The 622-nt window shown below is 37.0% G+C and carries 1 protein-coding gene; it reads left to right on the top strand.

All coding sequences use genetic code 11. The features are described from left to right. Positions 1 to 222: 222 nt before the first annotated feature. The coding region (locus tag E0D98_RS25445; protein ID WP_131891478.1) for a recombinase family protein at positions 223 to 622 on the top strand (400 nt) is incomplete at its 3' end.

The raw sequence follows: 622 nt of genomic DNA, 5'->3' as shown, positions 1-622 counted from the left end.
CCTATGTGGACTAAGCATAGCCATTTACAAATGGGGACATTGAGTCCACATAACGAAAGCTGTCGGTCATATCAGCTAAATAATTCACATCTCTTCTCGATTATCATACACCTCGAAGATCTACCAAATTCGCTCTAATCAATGATAAAACAGTTGAATTCGGTTAAAATTTGATCAATTTTATCCACTACATTGTATTGAATCATCCATGAGGTTTCGTGCATGGCTAGCGAAAATGAAAAAAATCATAGAGTTAGGGTCGCGCAGTACTTGAGGATGTCTACCGACCATCAGCAATATTCTTTACATAATCAGTCCGAATATATCAAAGATTATGCTGAAAAGAACAATATGGAAATCGCTTATACCTACGATGATGCAGGTAAGAGCGGAGTCAGTATCGTAGGCAGGCATTCTTTGCAGCAGTTACTTAGCGATGTAGAACAAAAGAAAATAGATATACAGGCTGTATTATTTTATGATGTGAGCCGTTTTGGTCGTTTTCAAAATAGTGATGAAGCGGCATATTATTCCTTTCTATTTGAGAGAAATGGTGTAGATCTTATATATTGTTCCGAACCTATACCCACTAAAGATTTCCCTTTAGAGTCCTCTGTTATAC

The organism is Escherichia sp. KCJ4928, assembly GCF_004352695.1.
Classification (GTDB): Bacteria; Pseudomonadota; Gammaproteobacteria; order Enterobacterales; family Enterobacteriaceae; genus ECMA0423.
This window is presented reverse-complemented; position numbering and strand designations above follow the sequence as displayed.